The sequence below is a fragment of the Glutamicibacter uratoxydans genome, assembly GCF_006539925.1.
In the GTDB taxonomy this organism is placed as follows: domain Bacteria; phylum Actinomycetota; class Actinomycetes; order Actinomycetales; family Micrococcaceae; genus Glutamicibacter; species Glutamicibacter uratoxydans.
On sequence record NZ_BJNY01000002.1, the window covers coordinates 190,418 to 208,218 of the forward strand.

At 59.5% G+C, this 17,801-nt stretch carries 9 protein-coding genes; 1 reads left to right on the forward strand and 8 read right to left on the reverse strand.

From position 1 onward, the window contains the following. Positions 1-13: 13 nt before the first annotated feature. The 5 genes from AUR04nite_RS02705 to AUR04nite_RS02725 form a co-directional block, all read right to left on the reverse strand. Positions 14-6,526, reverse strand: coding sequence for an SdrD B-like domain-containing protein (locus AUR04nite_RS02705; protein WP_170184057.1), 6,513 nt, complete (start codon positions 6,524-6,526; stop codon positions 14-16). 982 nt (positions 6,527-7,508) lie between these two features. Then, on the reverse strand, positions 7,509-8,273 hold the full coding sequence (aqpZ, locus tag AUR04nite_RS02710; RefSeq protein ID WP_141361673.1) for an aquaporin Z: 765 nt from the start codon (positions 8,271-8,273) through the stop codon (positions 7,509-7,511). 163 nt (positions 8,274-8,436) lie between these two features. Then, positions 8,437-9,510: an SH3 domain-containing protein gene (locus AUR04nite_RS02715; RefSeq protein WP_141361675.1), complete on the reverse strand. Its 1,074-nt coding sequence runs from the start codon at positions 9,508-9,510 to the stop codon at positions 8,437-8,439. Between the two features lie 133 nt (positions 9,511-9,643). After that, positions 9,644-10,720, reverse strand: coding sequence for an FUSC family protein (locus AUR04nite_RS02720; RefSeq protein WP_170184058.1), 1,077 nt, complete (start codon positions 10,718-10,720; stop codon positions 9,644-9,646). A gap of 113 nt (positions 10,721-10,833) precedes the next feature. Next, a complete protein-coding gene (locus AUR04nite_RS02725) occupies positions 10,834-11,754 on the reverse strand; it encodes a LysR family transcriptional regulator (protein ID WP_141361679.1) in 921 nt (306 codons plus the stop codon). Between the two features lie 145 nt (positions 11,755-11,899). Between AUR04nite_RS02725 and AUR04nite_RS02730 the strand changes: the two genes are divergently transcribed. Then, positions 11,900-13,141 carry a Fic family protein gene (locus AUR04nite_RS02730; protein WP_141361681.1) on the forward strand — a complete coding sequence of 414 codons (1,242 nt, stop codon included), beginning with the start codon at positions 11,900-11,902 and terminating at the stop codon, positions 13,139-13,141. Between the two features lie 61 nt (positions 13,142-13,202). On the opposite strand, the gene AUR04nite_RS02735 is transcribed toward AUR04nite_RS02730, so the two are convergent. The 3 genes from AUR04nite_RS02735 to AUR04nite_RS02745 form a co-directional block, all read right to left on the reverse strand. Beyond that, complete coding sequence (locus AUR04nite_RS02735; RefSeq protein ID WP_141361683.1) at positions 13,203-15,293, reverse strand: ABC transporter ATP-binding protein; 2,091 nt, start codon at positions 15,291-15,293, stop codon at positions 13,203-13,205. Continuing rightward, positions 15,294-17,027 (reverse strand): ABC transporter ATP-binding protein, encoded by a 1,734-nt coding sequence (locus tag AUR04nite_RS02740; RefSeq protein WP_141361685.1) that lies wholly within the window; start codon positions 17,025-17,027, stop codon positions 15,294-15,296. It lies immediately after the preceding gene. 218 nt (positions 17,028-17,245) lie between these two features. Next, positions 17,246-17,794, reverse strand: a complete 549-nt coding sequence (locus AUR04nite_RS02745; protein ID WP_141361686.1) for a hypothetical protein — start codon at positions 17,792-17,794, stop codon at positions 17,246-17,248. Between the last annotated feature and the right edge of the window lie 7 nt (positions 17,795-17,801).

The following is a 17,801-nucleotide window of genomic DNA, read 5'->3' on the forward strand; positions in this document are numbered from 1 at the left end:
TCAGCGCAGGGCGCTAGCCGCGCTGCGAGCGGCGGCGGGCCGCCACGCTCAGGACTACGCCGCCGGCGGCTGCCAGCAGGCCGAGCAGCGAGAAGCCGATGACATTTGCGCCGGTGCTGGCCAAATCGTCATTGTTCTGCTTGCCGTCGTTATCCTGGTTTCCATCATCGGTACCGTTGTTGTCGGTACCGTTGTTGTCGCCGTTGCCGTTGTTGTCGTCGGAGCCGACTACCTCGAACTTGCCGGAGTCGATCTTCTTGCCGTCTTCGTCATTGACGTCGACGGTGTAGAAGCCTTCCTTGATGTCCTTTGGCAGCTGGATCTTGAACTCGAAACCGCAGCTTTCATCGATGGTGATCAGCTGGGCAGCGGCGCCCTTGCTGATGGCAACCTCGATCTGCTTGCCGTCCTCTCCGGTCACGCTGACCGACACGGTCTGGCCCGGGGTGAAGCCCTGGCCCTTGACCGTCACAGTGTCGCCGGCCTTCACCTTTTCAGGCGATACGGCGATCGACTGCTCGGCCTCGCACATGTCAGCGGTCTTCTCGGTGATCCGCAGCGAACGGGTCTGCTCGACGCCCTGTGGATCCACGGTGGCGACGGTGTAGTCGCCTTCCTTGGCATCCTCAGGGATGGTGTAATCGGTGGTGAACTTGCCATCGTCGTCGGTGGTGACCTCGATGGAGTCTACGACCTTGCCATCCTTGTCGCGCAGCTCGATGGTGATCGTGGTGTTTGGAGCATAGCCCTCGCCCACGATCTTCACGCGTTCGCCCGGAGCAGCCTCGTCTGGGTTCACGGTGAACTCAGGGCTCGCCTGCTGCTCATCGATGACCAGGCCCGCATCCACCGAGGTGTTCGATGCGGCGTTGGCCGACAGCTGCACCGCCGCGGTGCGGCCGTTCTCGCCTGCATCCGAGTCGATGCTGCGGTCATTGCCCTGTGCCTGCTTGGTGAAGGCGGCGTTCTTCGGAGCCTTGAACTCGACCACGTACTCGCCGTAGTTCAGGTTCTCGAAGCCGTACTTGCCGTCCTCGCCGGTGGTGGTGGAGACCGGGTTGCCGTCCTCGTCCACTACAGGGTTGCCATCGGCATCCAGCAGGTTCACTGCCACGTCCTTGACCCCGGCTTCGCCCTCGGTCTGCAGGCCGTCGGAGTTGGCGTCGTTCCAGACGAAGTCGCCCAGCGATGCGCCGTCGTTCCCGTTTCCGTTACCGTCAGGCGCTGTAACCTGCAGGGTGGTGGAATCGGTGTTGCCCTCGGCGTCCTCGGCGGTGACTGTGTACTCGCCCTCCACGGTGCCCTCAGGAACCGTGACGTCGGTGCTGAAGTGGCCGTTTTCATCCGTGGTGACCTTGATCGGGTCGCCCACAGGGTTGCCGTCCTTGTCCTTCAGGGTGATGGTGACTTCGCTGTTCGGGGCGTAGCCATCGCCAATGACGTTGGTTTCCTCGCCTGGCGCCACCTTGTCGGGGTTGACGGTGACGGTGGCTTCCTCAACTGCCGGAGCATCCACCACGCCGGCGTCCACACCGTTGTTCACCGGTGCCTGGCTGGTCAGGGTGACTGCCTCGGTGCGGCCGTTTTCGCCGGCATCCGAGTCAATGCCGCGGTCATCGCCCTGCTTGGCAGGGGCGAAGGATGCGCCTTCAGGAGCAACGAATTCAACGATGTACTGCTTGATCTGCAGTCCGGCGAAGCTGTAGCTGCCGTTGTCGTCGGTCTTCGTGCTGACCTTGTTGCCTTCGGCGTCGTTGACCGGGTTGCCGTCGGCATCCAGCAGATTGACGGTGACATCGGGCAGGCCCGATTCGCCCTCGTCCTGCAGGCCGTTGCCGTTGGCGTCACGCCAGACGCGGTCGCCCAGCTGGCCGTTGTTTCCGCCGTTGTTGCCATCCGGCTCGGTGACGGTCAGCTCGACGTCGTCCGAGTTGCCTTCGGCATCCTTGGCTTCAACGGTGTACTCGCCCGGAGCCGCGTCCTGCGGAACTTCCAGCTCGGTGCTGAAGCGCCCCTCGTCGTCCGTGGTGGTCTTGACCGGGTCGCCTACAGGCTTGCCGTCCTTGTCCACCAGCTGTACGGTGACTTCCGAGTTCGGGGCGTAGCCCTCGCCGTTGACGGTGGTCTTCTCGCCCGGGGCGACTTCGCCCGGGTTGACCGAGACCGTCGCCTCGTCGACGGCCGGGGCATCCACGATGCCCGCGTCGATGGTGCGGTCGACCGGAGCCGCAGAGGTCAGCGTGACCACGGTGCTGCGCCCGTTCTCCCCGGCGTTGGAATCCAGGGCGCGGTCTTCGCCAGCCTCGGCTGGGGAGAAGCCCGCACCTTGAGGAGCCGCGAATTCAACGATGTACTCGCCCAGGGCCAAGCCGGTGAAGGCGTAGTTGCCGTTGTCATCGGTGGTGGTGGTCACCGGGGTTCCCGAGGCGTCGGTGACTGCGTTGCCCTCGGCGTCCAGCAGGTTGACCACCGCGCCGGCCAGGCCGGATTCGCTGGAGTCCTGGATGCCGTCGCTGTTTGCATCGCGCCAAACGCGGTCGCCCAGTTCACCCTCGCCGCCCGGGTTCGGGTTGGGGTTGCCGTCGTCCTTCGGCGAGACCACCAGGGCGGTGGAGTCGCTGTTGCCCTGGTCGTCCTTGGCTTCAATGCCGTAGTCGCCCGGTTCAACATCCTCGCCGACTGGCAGCGGGGTGGTGAAGTGGCCGTTCTCGTCGGTGGTGACGGTGATCGGATCGCCGACCGGATTGCCGTCCTTGTCCACCAGTTGCACGGTGACTTCCGAGTTCGGTGCGTAGCCGTCGCCGGTCACCTGGGTTTCCTGGCCTGGCTTCACATCGCTTGGGTCTGCCGTCACCGTTGCCTCGGACGGCGCCGGGGCATCCACGATGCCGGCGTCGATGGAGGTGTTGACAGGCACTACCGAGGTCAGCGCGACGACGTCGGTGCGGCCGTCCTCGCCGGCGTTGGAATCATTGGTGCGGTCCTCGCCTGCGTTGGCCGGCGAGAACTTGGCGCCTTCCGGTGCCACGAATTCGACGGTGTACTCGCCCAGCTCGAGGCCGGCGAAGGTGTAGTTGCCGTTCTCGTCGGTGGTGGCGGTGACAGGATTGCCGTCGGCGCCGTTGACCGGAGCGCCCGAGGCGTCGAGCAGGTTGACCTTGACGCCCTGAATGCCGGCTTCGCCGGAATCCTGGATGCCGTTGGCATCTGCATCGCGCCAGACCCGGTCGCCCAGTTCGCCGTTGCCGGCAGGAGGGTTATTGGAGTCGGTGACGTTGATTCCGGTGGTGGTCTCGTCTCCGTCCTTGTCGGTGGCGACCACGTCGTACTCGCCGGGCGCGGTGTCCTCAGGGACTGGGACCTGCTGGGTGAACTCTCCGTTCTCATCGGTGGTGACCTCGATGGGATCGCCGACCGGGTTTCCGTCCTTGTCCTTGATGACCACGGTGATGGTCTCGTTCGGCTCGAAGTCCTTGCCCTTGACGGTGGTTTCTTCGCCCGGCTTCACGTCGGTCGGATCCGCGGTGATCGAAGGCTGCTGTGCCTGGTCTGCTGCGACAAGGCCTGCATCAACGGTGTTGTTGTTCGGCGCCTCGGTAGTCAGCACAACCGCAGGGGTGCGGCCGTTCTCAACATTGGCGTCCGAATCCTTGGCGTCGTCATCACCCTGGTCAGCAGCGGTGAAAGTCTTGCCTTCTGGAGCCTTGAACTCAACGACGTACTCACCGTTGGGCAGCTTGTCGAAGGTGTACTTGCCCGAATCATCGGTCGTCGCAGTACGCGGGGTTCCATCTTCACCGTTGACCGGGTTGCCATCGGCATCCAGCAGGTTCACGGTGACACCGGGAACGCCTGCTTCGCCATCTGACTGCAGGCCGTCCTTGTTGGCGTCATCGAAAACGGTGTCGCCAATGCTGCCGTTGCCCGGCTGCGGGGTGGTTCCATCGTCGTCAACGAGGCCCGCATCCACCTGGTCGGTGGTTGGAGCATCATCGGTCAGAGTCACCACCGGGGTAACACCCTCGGAGTTGGCGTCCGAATCCTTGGAATCGTCATCACCCTGGTCAGCAGCGGTGAAGGTCTTGCCTTCCGGTGCGACAAAGCCGACGGTGTAGTCGCCATTAGGCAGCTTGTCGAAGGTGTACTTGCCCGAATCATCGGTCGTCGCAGTACGCGGGGTTCCATCTTCGCCATTGACCGGGTTGCCGTCGGCATCCAGCAGGTTCACGGTGACGCCAGGAACGCCTGCTTCGCCGTCAGACTGCAGGCCGTCCTTGTTGGCGTCATCGAAAACGGTGTCGCCAATGCTGCCGTTGCCCGGCTGCGGAGTGGTTCCATCGTCGTCAACGAGGCCAGCATCCACCTGGTCGGTGGTCGGAGTGTCGTCGCTGACGGTCACAACTGGAGTTACGCCCTCGGCGTTTGGATCCGAGTCGACTGCGCGATCGTCACCTTGCTGCGCTGGAGAGAAGGTCTTGCCTTCCGGTGCAACGAAGCCGATGGTGTAGTCGCCATTAGGCAGCTTGTCGAAGGTGTACTTGCCCGAATCATCGGTCGTCGCAGTACGCGGGGTTCCATCTTCGCCGTTGACCGGGTTGCCATCAGCATCCAGCAGGTTCACGGTGACGCCTGGAACGCCTGCTTCTCCGTCAGACTGCAGGCCGTCCTTGTTGGCGTCATCGAAAACGGTGTCGCCGATGCTGCCATTGCCCGGCTGCGGGGTGCCCGGCTCGGTCACAGTGACCTTGCCTTCAGCCGGAGTATCAGTGGTGACGTCGGTAGCGACAATCTTGTAGTCGCCAGGTGCAGCGTCATCCGGAACTGGCACAGCGGTGGAAGGAATCTTGCCCTCAGGATCAGCCTTGACGGTAATCGGATCACCGACAGGCTTTCCGTCAGGATCAGTCAGCTGCAGGGTCACGTCTCCTTCAGGAGTGAAGCCTTCGCCAGTGACATTAGTTGGCTGGCCCGGCTCAACAGACCCCGGGTCGACGGTGATGGCAGGGTTGATCACCGCAGCATCGTCACATGCGCCGATGCGGACACCTGCAGTGCCCAGATTCAAACGACCTGCATCAGCTGCCTGAATCAGGCCGAGGCTCAAAGCTGAAACTTCGAGGCTCTCGGTCATTTCTCCATCAGGGCCTTCACAAGTCGTGGTGACCTGCCGGTTCAGTTGAAGCGAAACAACCTGGTTCAGGACCTTGAAGAATGGATCCAGCACCGCGCGAATCGGCATGGTCATGGCGCCGGTCTTGATATCGGTGATGGCCAATTCGTAGAGGTTTTGTCCGTCGTCGGACAGGATGTAGTCGCGGATCGGCACGATCGCAGTCTTGACCAGCGGTGCAACGATGGTATTGATAGTTGCCTTGAGCGGTTCGCAAACGAGTGCCGAGCCGTCGCACTCTACAGGCTTGACGTCGCCCATGAGGTTGACGCTCCACGAAGCGGTTGCTGGAGCGATTCCCGTCGTCTTGACGTTGAGATCCAGCGTGACGCTGTCGAGTGCGCCCTCGATGGAACCTACTGCGATGGATACAACTTCATTGATCAAGTCATGAACTGACTCACCAATGATCGGGTAAAGCTGGTCGTCGATCAGCTCAGTATTCGGAGCCTGGTTGTTAATACCGTCGGGAAGATCAACGCCCTCCGGACGTTCGCCTGAGTAGGCCTTGTCCAGGTCGACGTAGATAGTTCCCTTGGAGAAGTCGACGGTGAGAATTTCATTCTTCGTGGTAATCGGCTTATCAACGATTGCGGCAAAAATCTTCTCTTGCATGTTTGACTTGACGTCAAAACTAACCTCAGCGCCAGCTGGAAGCGCCTTGGTAATGCCAGTAACCAGCGTGGTGAAGTCGCCAAGCTTGCCGACACTGTCTTCAACGATTCCGTCGATCTGTCCGACAGAATCGTAAATAGATTCTGCAAGGTCATCGACCAGAGGGGACTGCAGTTCGAGGTTTGCCTCGGCAACTCGGTACTGGCCTGGGCCTCCGACATTGTCCGGGTCCTGGAACTTGCCATCGACAGCCTTCACGTGGGCTCCGCCAACACCAGCGGTCAGCTCGGCCTTCGACAAAATCGCGTCGGTGATTCCGTCAGCGCCGGAAGCTTTGAACAGCGAAAGCAGATCTAGCTTTGCCGTACCGAAGCCGCCTTCTTTGCCGTCGAGGCCAATCGACCCGTCTGCGCCGGCAATACCGGTGATGGCCTCGCCGTTCTTGGCATCAGTTGCTGATGAGCGCGAAAGCATCGCGCCAAGTTCGCCATAGTCAATTACCTGGTCTACCGGCAGTTCAACACCACCAAGATCGATAAGCTGGCTGCCAATCAGAGAGGCGTCAAGTGCGCCGTCATCCTCAGCTGGACCGCTCGGGAACAAAGCACGGCTTTGCCCGCCACCGGCCAATTCCTTGCCCAGCAGACTTAGGTCGATAATGCTGGAAGCTGATTCGGTCTTCTCATCTGGCTTGGTGTCAACATCAGCAAAAGCTGGAAGCCCAAATGTGGATACAGCCACGGATGAGACCATGCCTAGTGCCAGTGGTCGTCTCCACCATCCGGCGTGTACTGCAGGTGCGGTCTTACTGCGCTCGGTGCGTCGCATTCAGACACCCTCCTTGTTTTTTGTGCTTGTGATTGGCACCCCAAGGTTTCCCCAAGGTTTATCCAAGCTTGTTACAAGGGGAGAAATCAAGAGATTTCTCAAAGTTTCTTAAATTTAACGAGCTAGTTGTTTTAACTCTGACTTGCGCATATATAGAAAGACGAACGACTATACAAGTTATTCAATCGACGTCGCAACTGCTGCAGAGGGGAAAATGGGCACACGACACCCAGGGAATGAGCCTTAGCGACTCAGAAAACAAGAACCGACTCTACGGTTCGTTAAAGACAACCAGACAGCGCCGAGCAACTAAAAACGAATTACTCCAAGACTCGGATCGCGCAACGCTCCAGAAAGAGCCGCCGCAAAAGAACGCCCTTTGGTCACGAGCAATCGCAGCCAAGTGTTGCAATCTGACATTTGAAGCAGACAGAAGTGCTCATGCCTCACTACTGGGCAGGAGCAAAATCCTTCTGCGCAACCTCCGGCAAAAGGGCAAAACACACAAACATAAGTTTTCCTCAAACAAGTGATAACAATTGATGATGCGCGAGTTATTTAGAATCTAGCACGGACAAAACATGCCGCACAATACCTTTACTTGAGCTTAACTTGAGCTTAAGTGAAGATTTGCTGAATAGTCGAACAGGCAAGAATCTTCCAGCAGGGCTGGCGTCACGTACCCTTTTGCCTTGCGAAGAATCTACTTCAATCATCAAAGTTACTGGTCAAATCCACATTCATAGCAATAGAATCTCGATAACAGCCACGAAGGCGACGTCACTTAAACTCAAAATCCCGGCATGCGCTTCGAAAAGAACTTGAAGCGAGTACCGGGATTCGATAATCGAATAATTAACCTAATCCGATTTTACGTACTAAAGATTGGCTTCGACTAGTTCCTGTCGTAGCCTTCGCGTCCCTTGATCTGCAGATCAGGGAACATGAACTTGTAGGTCGCACCTGCAATCGCTGCACCGATGATCGGAGCGACGATGAACAGCCAGACCTGGCCCAGTGCCTCGCCGCCGGCGAACCAAGCGACACCCAGAGAACGGGCAGGGTTGACCGAGGTGTTGGAAACCGGGATGGCCACCAAGTGGATCAAGGTCAGCGACAGTCCGATGGCAACGCCGGCAAAGCCCTTCGGGGCGCGGCGGTCCGTGGAACCGATGATGACGTAGAGGAAGATCGCAGTCAGCACGATTTCGGCAACCAGTACAGAAAGCATGGAGTAGCCATCTGGCGAGCGGTCGCCGTAGCCGTTGGTGGCGAAGCCCGATTCAACAGCGTTGAATCCGTCCTTGCCGCTGGCAATCAGGAACAGCACGGCACCTGCGGCCGAGGCTGCGATGATCTGGGTGATGATGTAGGCAGGAACATCCTTCCAGGCGGTGCGGCCTGCAACTGCGGTGCCGACGGTGACTGCAGGGTTGAAGTGGCCGCCCGAGATGTGGCCGACCGCGTAAACCATGACCAGCACCGTCAGGCCGAAGGCCAGGGCTACACCTAGGAAGCCGATGCCCATATTGATGGTTCCATCTGCGACAACCTTGGCGGAGAAGATCGCTGCGCCACAGCCTCCGAAGACCAGCACGAAGGTTCCTAGGAATTCTGCTGAGAGTTTGGCACCGAGTGTTGGTGCGGCATTGTCTGACATGCTGCGTTTCCTTTCCTCAAGGGATTAAAGCGAGTGCACGTACATACTATTCTCTAGTCTTGATCCCATATGTCTACCCACAGATGAAAATCGAGTGAAACTCGTGACAAAAATTGGCAGTTCCTAACAATGGGGAGCAGCTTTTTCCGGTCAGACGTATCTATCACCTGCCGACATATTCAAAATGCCATGCTTCAGCGTACGGATTCTTGCTTCCATCTGAACGGTACTGTTCGAGATTCTTCCGATGCACCCAGTTGTATTTGCTGGAGTTAGCTTTCAGCCATTTGTAGTATTTGCCGGAAAAGGAGTAGTTGTAGCTCTCAGGGAAGTCGATGGCCAAACCCCATCCGTGGTTTGAAGTTCCCGGCTTCGCCGCGATGTAGGGGCCGAGCTCGGAATAGAAGAATTTCTGGGTATCCAGCGTGCGGTAGGCAAGATCGATGTCCAGATTCTTGCCGAACTTGTTCTTGAATGCAGTATTCAGCTTTGTCAGGTCAGCTACGGCTGGCGCTGCAAGCAAGGTCTTCTCCTTGTCCCACCCGGCGGCGGCCAGCATTGATGCTGGAATGTTCCCATTGCTCTGGCGGCGGACCGCAGCTGCGGTGACTTTTGTCGTGTTCGAGGTCTTGGCGCTGCTGGTTCGCTTCAGTGCTGATGACTTCATCCATCCATCTGCGCCTTGGGTTCGCACGTAGAACCAGCCCGAAACCTGACCCGCCTTCCTCTCCCAGGCAAGATCGCGGTAAACAATGGAGTTTGCAGGGATGTCGCCGATGCGCTTGGCGCCGTTCACCGACGCGTACAGATCTGTTCCGGCCAATCGGGAGTAGTATCGATCGGTAAGCCCTGCCCTGTTCGTTGTGTACGGTCCGGCGTCGATTTCGCAGCCTTTGGAACAGGTCCTGACGTAGCTGCCGGAGACCCAGCCAGTCTTTCCTTTGGTGGTGATCTTGTACCAGTCATTGGACGATTTGGCTGTGGCGTAGGCCGGCTGTCCTTTGTCGATCTTCGCAATGCTGGCGTATTTGGTCCCCGGACCGGTTCTGATGTTCAGCCGAGTGGTTGGCTTGACCCAGAGTTTGACCGCCGTGGAAGATACGACCGCCGGCGCGGCTACAACTGCTGCACCTTGCGCCGGGATTGGAGCCGCGGCGACAGGCTGCAGCGGAGCAATCAGCGCCACAGCCGCCAGCACCGTCATGACCCGTCGTACGCCGCGAATTCGGTGGTCCATACTTTGTGAGCCTCTTGTTCTTTTAGGGAAAAGCAGTAGTCAGAAGCTATCTGCGCACAACATGCTATGTGAGCTCATCACCGGGCGACAACACCGCACAGTTTCATGTCTGCCAATGGGGCAGACACCCAGATCAGCCAACTGTGCCGCTGGCGTACTGCGTCCGCGGACGTCGGTCGAAGACCGCGGCGGCGGCGATTCCCACCACGACACCAAGGAGGTTCCCCATGGCGCAGTCCCACATCATCTGCGCGCCCACAGAAGGGTTTGCCAGCTGCAGCATCAAGATGACCAATGGCGTGAAGAAGCTCAACGCCAGGCCGTAGTTGCGCACCATATAGGCCTCGGTCGGGAACATCAGCAAGATGATGAGGCAGCCGAGGAACACTTCGCTGGGACCCAGGTAGTAGATCCCCAGCAGCACCCCAATGCCCGCCAGCGTCCCGGCAATCCGATGGGTGCCACGGCGCAGGCGTCCGCGCGCGTTGCCGGCGGCCAGCGGGACTGCCGCACCTGCCATGGTCCATTGCAAATGCTCTACCTGCAGCCCGATGCCGATGGCCCCGGCCAGGAAGACGACCACCAGGTAGGTCCCCGCCCGGCGCAGAACATTGGGCCAGGGAAAGGCAATGGTCTCAACACCGTGTTCTTTCGCGGGACCGAAGCGGGCAAGCTGGCCGAGCAGGATGCTGAACAGCGCCGTGGCGACGAAGGCCACCAGACCGTCGACGGCAGGGCGCTCCCCCACCGGCAGGGTGCCCAATGCGCCGAAGGCAAAGAGGGGGAAGAACGCGCCACCCGGCTTGAGCCCATAGCGGTCGGCAATCACGGAGCTGAAAGCTGCCCAGAACATGCCGCCAGCCAGCAGCGGCCAACCGTGCAGCCCGAAGGGGGCAAGCATGATTCCGCAGACCCCGGCGCAGAGCATCATGGCCGCGCCCAGCGCCTGGTTCTTGAGCCGCAGTAGCCGGTGCGGATTGCGGCCGTACATCCCCACCACCGAGCCGAAGACTGCGTAGGCCAGTAGTTCCGGCCGCCCGATCAGCAACAGCATGATGCCGGGCACGCTCAGGCCCAGGCCCACTCTCAGCGCTGGCCGGACTTCGGGGCTGTGTGAAGCAAGAAAGTGCTGCCAGCTGGCAAAGGCACGGAACCTCGTCTTGAACGATGTTCGGACCGATGCCGCCTGCGCCGCGTTTCCTGTTTCCACGTTTCCTCCCCCACTTGCCTTGGCCCACCCGCTCATTGACGAGTGAAGGCCTGCTACTAGGGTTGACGAAAACGTTTGATTACGTCCAACAATTACTTTTGATAGCTCAACAACTAATGCTTATCATGCCTACTGAGCGAAATTTCGGATCGTGGAAACGTCTCAAGAATAATTTTTGTTAATGCCTGTGACATGAGTGTTAACGGTTTGCTATCTTCCATGACAAGCGAGATTTGCGAAGTCACTTCCGGATCGTCCAGCTGCGTCAAGACGATTCCCGGGAGCTCTCCCAGAGGAGGCAGCCACTGGCGTGGAACGATGCTCGCCCAGTTCCCGGTGGACACGTGAGCCAGCAGCGTCACGATGGAATCACATTCAATGCGCGGACTGACTCTCAACCCCGCTTCCTGCAGCTTCTGGTCAAGGACCTTGCGTCCACGCAGGGAAGAGTCCAACAGGCACAGCGGAAGGGCAAGTGCGGTGTCCCACGATGCCGGCACATCTTCTTGTAGCATTCCCGGCGCTGTGAGCAGCACATGCTGCTCGGCATACAGCCGATACACCACCAACCCAGCAAGATCTTGCGGTTCGGCGTAGATCAGGCCGGCATCAAGTTCATAGTTTCGGATCTGGCGAATAATATCCACCGATCTCAGGCTCGCCTGCACGTTGACGTTCACCTCTGGATGGGTTCGTGCGAACTTGTCGGTGAGCGTTGCGATCGTCGAGGACGCGGCAGGGACTGTTCCCACCCGCAGCGTCCCGGTCAGCCCGCCTTGCAACGCCGCAATTTCCTGCTTGAGTGATTCCTGATCCTTCAGGAGTTTGCGCGCCCATTTCAGCACCGCTTCGCCTTCCACCGTCAGGCCCTGAAACGCGTGGCCTCGGCGGACCAGCGGAGTGCCAAGCTCTTTTTCAAGCTTGCGGATTCCTTCAGACAACGCAGGCTGAGAGACCATGCATTCATCGGCGGCCCGGGCAAAATGCCGTTCATTGGCCAGCGCAACCAGGTACTCCAACTGTCTAAGAATCATGGGTCTATTGCATCATTGTCTGAATCCGCGAGCGTCATCGATGACCTTCAGTCGATCTGCTAAGTGATAGTAAGAATTTCCCTTACTATCACTTAGCGCTTAAGTGATAGTAAGGTGACAAGTAACTATCGCTTAGGAGCATTCGATGACTGGAACTCACAATAGGCTGTTCGTTCCCGTTCCTAAACTAGGTACGGTGACACAATTCTGGTCGCCCCAACATCCGCAAATATTCTCCAATGCCGAAGTGCGTAGACAGACCGGCAACTACGAGTCAGCTGTTACGGCGAAGCTGGCCATGTGGTCTGCCGAGATTGATGCTCAGCTGGCCGCAGAGCTTGAAGAAGCCACCAATTCCCTACGCAGCTTTGATACTTTTGCGTCTGCTTCCCTTGGAACTTCCAGCCCCGAACTGGGGCCCATGTCGAGTATTCTGCTTCGCACAGAAAGCGCTTCTAGCAGCCAGATTGAACAGCTATCAACCTCTGCAAAGCAACTGGCGCTATGGGAGATCAACGAGAGCCAGAAATCCAACGCTCAAACCGTAATCGGCAACGTACGGGCCATGGAAGCAGCCTTGAAGCTCTCCGAAAATCTTTCAGTCGAGACGATCTTGGCAATGCATTCTGAACTCTTGTCACACCAGCTAGACATGGCCGAAGAAGCCGAGAAGCTCCGCCGAGAACTTGTCTGGATTGGAGGGAAAGACAATGCGGGCCCCCGCGGGGCGTCGTATGTCGCGCCCCAGCACGAGTTGATCCCCGAAGCCCTCGACGACTTGATGGATTTCATGAATCGAGATGATGTCCCTGCACTAGTACAGGTAGCAGTTGCTCATGCCCAGTTCGAGACGATCCACCCATTCGTCGATGGCAACGGGCGTACTGGGCGAGCCCTCGCACATGCGATGCTTCGCAAACGGAAAATTACAGTCAACACCACGGCTCCGGTTTCTGCCGGCATTCTGCGAAACACGCAAGCCTATTTCGAAGCGCTCACCGAGTTCCGCAATGGCAACGCCTACCCAATCATCAAAATATTCATTAACGCGAGCATCTACGCTGCAGCAACAGGCGAGCAATTAGTTTCCACCCTGGCCCAGATTATGCAGCAATCTCGAATGAAACTGTCCGGGATTCGCTCCAACTCTTCGGTCTTCAAAATTCTTCCACTGCTCATCGCACAGCCGATTGTCAACGCCAACTATCTCAAGAAGACCTTGGGTATCAACGACGCCAGTGCCCAACGGTCCCTCGCTGTCCTTGCCGAGCGAGGAGTCTTGAAAGAAAAGACAGGGCAAAGCCGCAACAGGATCTGGCAACACGACCAGGTCCTGGCAGCACTGGATGAATACGCCAAAACGATCCGGCGAGATACCGTTCGATAGCTGCGCAAAGCCCCCCGTACCCGACAGATTCGTCAGGTACCGGGGGCTTTTGAATGGGAGGCTACTCGCTCTCCTCCTGGGCATCCGGAGTCGGAGCCGCAGTCAGCGGAATTCCGCCGGTGGCAGCCGGGATGGCCGCCGTGGAAGGATTCGCATCAACGTCTTCGGCAGGGCCGGAGAACTGCGACTGGTACAGGCGGTAGTAGGCGCCCTGTACCTTCAGCAGCTCTTCGTGGTTGCCCTGCTCGACGATCTTGCCCGCCTCCATCACCAGGATGGTGTCGGCATCGCGGATGGTCGAGAGGCGGTGGGCGATCACGAAGCTGGTGCGATCGCTGCGCAGCGCGGCCATGGCCTGCTGCACCAGCAACTCGGTGCGGGTATCCACCGAAGAGGTCGCCTCGTCCAGGATCAGCAGCGACGGGTTCGCCACGAACGCGCGGGCGATGGTGATCAGCTGCTTTTCACCGGCAGAGACGTTCGTGCCCTCTTCGTCGATGACAGTGTCATAGCCGTCGGGAAGAGCGCGCACAAAGCGGTCCACGAAGGTTGCCTTGGCCGCCGCGATGACTTCCTCATCGGTGGCGTCCAGGCGTCCGTAGCGGATGTTCTCCATGATGGTTCCGCCGAACAGCCAGGCGTCCTGCAGCACCATGCCCACCTTGGAGCGCAGGTCTGCGCGGGTGATCTTGGTGATGTCCACGTTGTCCAGCGTGATGCGTCCGGAGTTCAGCTCGTAGAAGCGCATTACGAGGTTCACCAGCGTGGTCTTGCCGGCGCCGGTGGGACCCACGATGGCCACGGTGTGGCCCGGATCCGCCTCGAAGGACAGGTTCTCGATCAGCGGCTTCTCCGGGGTGTAGGAGAAGGTCACATCTTCGAAGGTCACGTGTCCGTCGGTGCGCGCAGGAAGCTGCTCGCTGGATTCCTCCGGCTCCTGCTCCTCGGCATCCAGCAGCTCGAAGGTGCGCTCGGCCGAGGCGACGCCGGACTGCAACATGTTCGCCACGCCGGCAATCTGGCCCAGCGGCTGGGTGAACTCGCGCGAGTACTGGATGAACGCGGTCGCGTCGCCCAAGCTCATCGCGCCGGAGGCAACGCGCAGGCCGCCGACTACCGCGATGCCCACGTAGGCAAGGTAGGAGATGAAGTTCATGACGGGCATGATCATGCCCGAAACGAACTGGGCGCCGAAGCTTGCCTTGTACAGCTCCTCGTTGCGGTCGGTGAAGCGCTGGACCATGTCCTCTTCGCGGCCGAAGACCTTCATCAACTCATGGCCGGAGAAGGATTCCTCGATCTGGCCGTTCAGCGCTCCGGTGTTCTTCCACTGGGCGGTGAACAGCTTCTGCGCGCGCGAACCGATGATGCCCGCGGCGGCCGCTGACAGCGGCAGCGCAACCAGGGCGATCAGCGCCATCTGCCAGGACACCACGAACATCATGATTACGATGCCGATGACCGTCATGATCGACTGCACCAGCTGGCTCAGCGCCTGCTGCAGGGCGTTCTGGATGTTGTCCACGTCGTTGGTCACGCGCGAGAGGAGGTCGCCGCGCTGGCGGGTGTCGAAGTAGTTCAGCGGCAGGCGGTTGAGCTTGTTCTCCACATCCTGGCGCAGCTTATAGACCACGCGCATCACCAAGCGGTTCAGCAGCCAGCCCGAAGCCCAGGAGAACAGCGAGGCGATGAAGTACATGGACAGGACAATCAGGATGTACTGCGAAAGCAGGGTGAAGTTGATGCCTTCGCCCGGCACGAAGTCCACCCGGGAGAGCATATCCGCCATGGTGCCCTGGCCGGAGCTGCGCAGCTGCTCGATGACTGCATCGGCAGGGGTTCCCGGAGGAACCTGCAGCTTGGATCCGACGAAGCCGGCGAAGATGACGTCCATCGCCTTGCCGAGGATCCGCGGGGCCACCACGGAGAGCACCACGTACACGGTGATCAGCGCAAAGACCGCAACCATGCCCAGCTTGTACGGGGACATCAGCCCGATCAGGCGCTTGGCCGAAGGCCAGAAGTGCTGCGCCTTGCGCACGGGCGCGCCGCCGCTCCAGTCGTCGGCGCCTGCGGCGGTGTCGAACTCGTCGACGTCTGCCAGCTCGGCGTCAAGCTCCGGAGCTGTCGTCTTGTCAGTTTTCTTTGCCACTTAGGCCACCTCCTCCGCGCTGAGCTGGGATGTCACAATTTCTTGGTAGGTTTCCGAGGTTTCGAGCAGCTGCTCGTGCGTACCCTGGGCGACGATTTCGCCGTGGTCCAAGACTAGGATCTGGTCCGCGTTGGTGATCGTGGAGACGCGCTGCGCCACGATGATCACCGCCGCGTCCTTGGTCGGCTCGGCCAAAGCGGCCCGCAGCTTCGCATCGGTGTTCACGTCCAGTGCTGAGAAAGAGTCGTCGAAGAGGTAGGTCTTCGGCTTGGCCGCCAGTGCACGGGCAATGCACAAGCGCTGGCGCTGACCGCCGGAGACATTGGTGCCGCCCTGGGAGACCTTCGATTCAAGCTGACCCTCGCGCTCAATGACGAAGTCGGCCGCCTGGGCCACCTTCAGCGCTTCCCACAGCTCTTCCTCGCTGGCCTCCTGTGCGCCGAAGCGCAGGTTGCTGGCGATGGTTCCGGAGAACAGGTACGGGCGCTGCGGAACGGAGGAGATGTTCTGCGAAATAGTTTCGCGTCCCAGTTCGCGCAGCGGCGCGCCGCCGATCAGGATCTCACCCTCGGTCGCGTCGTAGAGCCGCGGAATCAGGTTCAGCAAGGTGGTCTTTCCCGAACCGGTGGAGCCGATGATCGCAGTGGTCTGCCCCGGCTTGGCGGTGAAGGAAATGTTGGAAAGCACCGGCGCCTCAGCGCCCGGGTAGCCGAAGGTGACGTTGCGGAACTCCACGATGCCCGGCTGCGGCAGCTGGATCTCGCGGTCGGCGGCATCCAGCATGCTCGGCTCGGTGTCCAGGACCTCGGAAATGCGATCCGCGGAGACCATAGCGCGCGGAACCATCATTGCCATGAAGGTGCCCATCATGACCGCCATGAGGATCTGCAGCAGGTACTGCAGGAAGGCGGTCAGCGCGCCGACCTCCACCTCGCCGTTGTCCACGCGGTGTCCACCGAACCACAGCACCGCCGCGGTGGACAGGTGCAGGATCATGGTGATCGCGGGGAACATCAGGACGAACAGGTTGCCGACCTTGATGCCCAGGATGGTGAGCTTTTCGTTAGCATCTGCATAGCGTTCGGTTTCGTGCTCTTCGCGCACGAAGGCGCGGACTACGCGGATGCCGGTGATCTGCTCGCGCAGCACGCCGTTGATGCCGTCGATGCGCACCTGCATGTCGCGGAACAGCGGCATCAGCTTCACGACGATCAGGCCGACGACGATCAGCACAACAGGCACGGAGACCCACACCAGCCAGGACAGGCCCGGGTCTTCGCGGATGGCCATGATCACGCCGCCGATGGACATGATCGGCGCGTTGACCATGAAGTTCAGGGTCATCAGCGTGAGCATCTGGATCTGCTGCACGTCGTTGGTGCCGCGGGTGATCAGGGTCGCGGCGCCGAACTTGTTGACGTCTTGGGCGGAGAAGGTGGAGACCTTCTCAAAGACCGACTGGCGCACGTCGCGGCCAACGCTCATCGCGGTCTTGGCGCCAAAGTAGACGGCGCCGACGGCAGTGATGACCTGGACCAGCGCCACCAGCAGCATCAGGCCGCCGGTGCGCCAGATATATCCAACATCGGCGTTCACTACGCCGACGTCAATGATTTTTGCGTTCAGGCTCGGCAGGTACAGCGTGGCCATGGTGGTGGCCAGCTGCAGGATGACCACGACAATAATCCATGACGTATAGGGTTTTGAATGTTTAAGGATGAGCTTCAGAAGCATGTGGATAGTCCTCGCTAGCATCGGACTTGCAAACGCTGCAGACCCTCGTTTTAAAGGCACGGCGATGCAAGAGCGATAGCTAGTCTAACGTCATCCACCGACAAGAGAAGTCATCCTTGCGATTGATTTTTGCCAATCAGTGATTAAGGCCGCAGCTACCTGCCTGAGTTGGCAGGCAGCCACACTCCTGCACCGATGCTAACTAGCCATAGACGGCCTTAAACCTCGTCGCCGTAAATATGCCGCTGCAGCGCCGCACTCGGGCGATGAAATTGAAGCCTTCTCGGAAAATCAGCCCAGGCTTCCGGAACCAGTTGAACGATAAAGTCCGGATACTGCTCTTCGATAAGTCTCGGCTTTCCCGCAGCGTCCCTGTCAAAGCGGCTGTACTTCTTTCCCGCCCGAGGATTAGGAGAAAGAACCCCCAGCCAATGCATGCGCTCTTCCAGACGCAGAAGATCATCTGCATCCTTACAGCGCTTACGGGCCCACTCAGCAGCACTTCTAACTGACTGGCTGACCGCCAGATACAACTCTGGAGTGAATCCCGCTGCAATCCATCGGCTGACGTATGACTGATGCTCGGCGCTCTCTTTGCCCAGGTGGCCCGCAGCAAAGCTCTGAGCCCGAGCGGCTTGCACAAATGCAGATTGGGCAATGCTCACACCCTCGTAATACGGGTAGTCCATCAGAACACTCTGCCACAGGCGTTCTAGCGGCGCCCCTTCTGGTTCGACTTCTGGGCAGTTAATGATCTCGTAGCTCATGCCGACT